3 protein-coding genes are annotated in these 4004 nt (G+C 36.5%); all 3 read left to right on the top strand.

Going from position 1 to position 4004, the window contains the following annotated elements; all coding sequences use genetic code 11:
• On the top strand, positions 1-266 hold a 266-nt coding region (locus ACFX4L_RS25075; protein WP_377387594.1), incomplete at its 5' end, for a hypothetical protein.
• 900 nt (positions 267-1166) lie between these two features.
• Positions 1167-2693 (top strand): malate:quinone oxidoreductase, encoded by a 1527-nt coding sequence (locus ACFX4L_RS25070; protein WP_284472127.1) that lies wholly within the window; start codon positions 1167-1169, stop codon positions 2691-2693.
• Positions 2694-3473: 780 nt separating this feature from the next.
• The gene (locus tag ACFX4L_RS25065; protein ID WP_377387597.1) at positions 3474-3881 is read left to right on the top strand and encodes a YbaN family protein; all 408 of its coding nucleotides are present in this window, start codon (positions 3474-3476) and stop codon (positions 3879-3881) included.
• Positions 3882-4004: the final 123 nt, after the last annotated feature.

Here is a 4004-nt window from a genome sequence, read left to right as displayed (position 1 = left end):
GCGAGCATCTGGAGGGGAAATCAACCACAACTCACTACCTGGTAAATAGCAACAAAGTATGTGAAAACAGCCTTTTATTTAAAAGGTTCCAATCAATAGCGGATAGATTAATGCCATCAGCAGATAATATGAGCGGAGGAGTGAAATATATGCAACAAGATAATACTGATTCATTTAATGTTCTATACCTAATTGCTTTTGGGGATGAATCCAAAAATAAATGCTGCAGAAGAGAAGTTAAGTGCGTTGTTTCCAGACGATTATAAGTTGATATTTACCCCTAAGATTGGTTACTGGATTCTTCATTCCTATTAAGGATACCTAAATCAAAGGAAAAAATGGAATCATATGGAAAAGTAAACTAGGAACAAAGAATAGTTTATTCGAACTGTTCATTAACTACTTCCTATCTCCTCTGAAAACTGTCATAATAATAAAGATGAAATTTTGTGGAGAGTGCTCATATGATTTGGTTATTCTTATCTTTATTGGGTTTAATATTTATTGTTTTAGCAATCTTTTATTTTGTATATAAAGCTAAAACATATGATAATAATCATTAAGTACTATTTCATTTATATTTGATTTCATTTTTTCAATAGGCAGTGGGAGCAATTTTAATAGGATTACTTCTTATTATCATTGGACTGAAGGTTCCTAATAATTCAGGCCATCTTCTCTTGCTTATGTCGCCCATTTTATTTCCAATTTTTATTTCGGATTGTACTACAATTTTATGTTCTCATTTGGACCTGAAATTTGTATAATTAGAAGAGCGCCGGAAAACACCCGGATAGCAAGTCAAGGGTTTCAGCACTGGCAATAAGATAAGATGTAATTCCTGCCGTTGAAATTACGTAGGGAACGTGTTCGAATCCTGTCAGAGGCTCACTTTTCTATGATGCAATTTGTGTCATATCTTCAATAAGCCTTAATTAAATAGGCGTTATTCTTCATTAAGAAGTTTCGCCTTGCCTCACAGAACCAAAGGGGGGGCAGTTTAGTTTAAGTTCATTTCTTCACATAAACTATATAATAGCAATATAGTTTATTCTATTAATTATTGTAATACACTATGATATGGTTATAATGAGGCAGAAAAGGTTTGTGACTAGGTCGCGCCTTGGCTTGACGCCTAAACAGGAGCATCTACATCCTTTCTGCAAATATATGGAGTAAGGAAGGTTAACATGAGCAACAGTGAAACTAAAACAGAAGTTATCTTAATTGGCGCCGGTATTATGAGTGCGACTTTGGGAACATTCCTGAAAGAGTTAGTGCCGGAATGGGAAATCAAAGTGTTTGAGAAGCTTGAAGACGCAGGGGCGGAAAGCTCTAACGAGTGGAATAATGCGGGAACAGGGCATGCTGCACTGTGTGAGCTTAACTACACAACTGAAAAACCGGACGGATCTATAGATATTAGCAAAGCTATTAAAATTAATGAACAGTTTCAGCTTTCAACGCAGTTTTGGTCTTATCTTGTAAACAGCAAGCTGATAAAAAACCCTCAGGACTTTATCATGCCATTGCCTCATATGAGTATGGTGTTAGGGGATGAAAATGTAACATTCTTAAAGAAACGCTTTGAAGCGCTTTCAAAAAATCCTCTGTTCCAAGGGATGGAGTTTTCTGAGGACCCGGCAAAACTGATGGAATGGATTCCGCTTATTATGCAAGATCGCCTTTCGAATGAAGCTATAGCGGCAACTAAAATCGACTCTGGAACGGATGTCAACTTTGGTGCTTTAACACGCATGTTGTTTGACCACTTAAAGACTAAAAACGTCGATATCAAATATAAACATAGTGTTGATAATCTTAAAGTTACTAGCGATGGCTCATGGGAATTAAAAGTGCGTAATGTCGATAGCGGAAGCGTAGAGCGTCATACTGCAAAATTTGTCTTTATCGGAGGCGGGGGCGGAAGCCTTCATTTACTGCAAAAATCTGGTATTCCTGAAGGGAAGCACATTGGCGGTTTCCCAGTAAGCGGATTTTTCATGGTATGTAATAATCCAGAAGTAATTGAGCAGCATCAAGCAAAAGTATACGGAAAAGCTAAAGTTGGTGCTCCACCAATGTCTGTTCCGCATCTTGATACACGATATATCGACAGTGAAAAATCGTTGCTATTTGGACCATTTGCCGGTTTCTCACCGAAGTTCTTAAAAACAGGTTCAATGTTCGATTTAATAACTTCCGTAAAACCGGATAATGTCTTAACAATGTTGGCGGCGGGTGCAAAAGAGATGTCATTGACAAAATACCTGATCCAGCAAGTTATGTTATCGAAAGAACAGCGCATGGAAGAGTTACGAGAGTTTATCCCGAACGCTAAGAGCGAGGATTGGGATTTAGTAGTAGCTGGCCAACGTGTACAAGTTATCAAAGATACTGCTGAAGGCGGCAAAGGAACGCTTCAATTTGGTACGGAAGTTGTTAGTTCCGCTGATGGCTCGATTGCAGCATTACTAGGTGCTTCTCCAGGTGCTTCCACTGCTGTTCACGTTATGATAGAGGTAATTAAAAAATGCTTCCCGCAACATCTGAAAGAGTGGGAACCAAAAATCAAAGAAATGATTCCTTCTTATGGCGTGTCACTAATGGAAAATCCAGAGCTTCTGCAAGAAATTCATGCTTCAACAGCAGCGGCTCTTGGTCTAAAAGAAAAAGAGCTAGCCCATAGTTAATTCTTTGGATGTAGAAACAAGGTATGAATTTACTTAAGGAATTGAGTAAATAATAGAATGCCATTGGAAGTAAAACATAGAACCTTTGATCTATCTTTGGATTGAAGGTTCTTTGTTTTGTCTTAAAGAGTAATTTTCTTATTCAACTGGTATGAACGAAGCTGTCTACCCACCACACCTAAATGTTCGAGGAAGAAGGTATTAGTAAATCTTTTGAAGAAAAATAAAGAGATTGGTAAGAAGTGCTTAAATACTTTCTGATATTTAATGAAATTTAAAAACGGTAAAACTATTTGCTAATACTTTAGGGGGGAATATTGAAACAAGCATTACTGATAATCGGAATTATGGAAGTTATTAAGAAGAACAAGGAGTTTTTGAGAAAGAAAAAATCGTTAATAACATTAATACTGTAATTGAAAAAGCAATAAATAAAAGTATCTCAGTTGTTTTTATGAGAGATTTAGATGTTTCAAATGAGAAGGACCTGGATTCCAGATACACCGGGACATTAGAGTACCATCAACTGCTATCATATTTGATAAAGCTTCCCCGAATTCTTTTTATGGCATTCCATTACACGAGCATGTAAGTAAAAATAATATAGAGCGTATGGTAATAATGTGGTGTATTTGTTTAAACCTGTTCACAATAATTACCGATAAATATCATCTTCAACGAACTGGTACTTTACTTCGTTACCAGGAGCTGCTGATAAGTGATGTTTAATCAATTGGACTTCCTCTTTACGTAATAAGGGAATAGAATATAAATAAAAAGGTGATTACAATTAAAAAAGTAAAAAGTATCCTATTTTTCCTTCTTGGATTCATATCCCTTGTGATTGGTGTTGCAGGGACTGTGTTACCTGTTCTGCCGGGCGGACCGTTTTACTTATTCGCTGCTTTTTGCTTTGCGAGAAGTTCAAAGTCGATTGAAAACTGGTTCAAAAGCACCTCATTATATGAAAAATACGTTGAAGCATTCCTACAAAAAAAAGGTATGACTAGAAAAGAGAAAATTAGAATCAATTTAGTTGCCGATTTCTTCATCATAATTTCTGTATTTTATGTGGACATCCTTTTAGTGAAAATCCTGTTGGTGGTGCTCGCCCTCTACAAACATTATTATTTCATTAAAAAAATTAAGACAATTGACCTAAACAGTACGAAACAAAGAACCTCTTGAAAATGTTCTTCAATTAACGGGTGCTTTACTTCAGTAAGAGAGTTGCTTTGAAGTGAACCCAAAAAGTTAGACACTTTATTTAATTAGGCAGCCTTGAGGGCATGAACCCGGTAATCTACCGGG

Origin of the sequence: Peribacillus sp. YIM B13482 (assembly GCF_042787975.1) — a bacterium.
In the GTDB taxonomy this organism is placed as follows: domain Bacteria; phylum Bacillota; class Bacilli; order Bacillales; family DSM-1321; genus Peribacillus; species Peribacillus simplex_A.
This window is presented reverse-complemented; position numbering and strand designations above follow the sequence as displayed.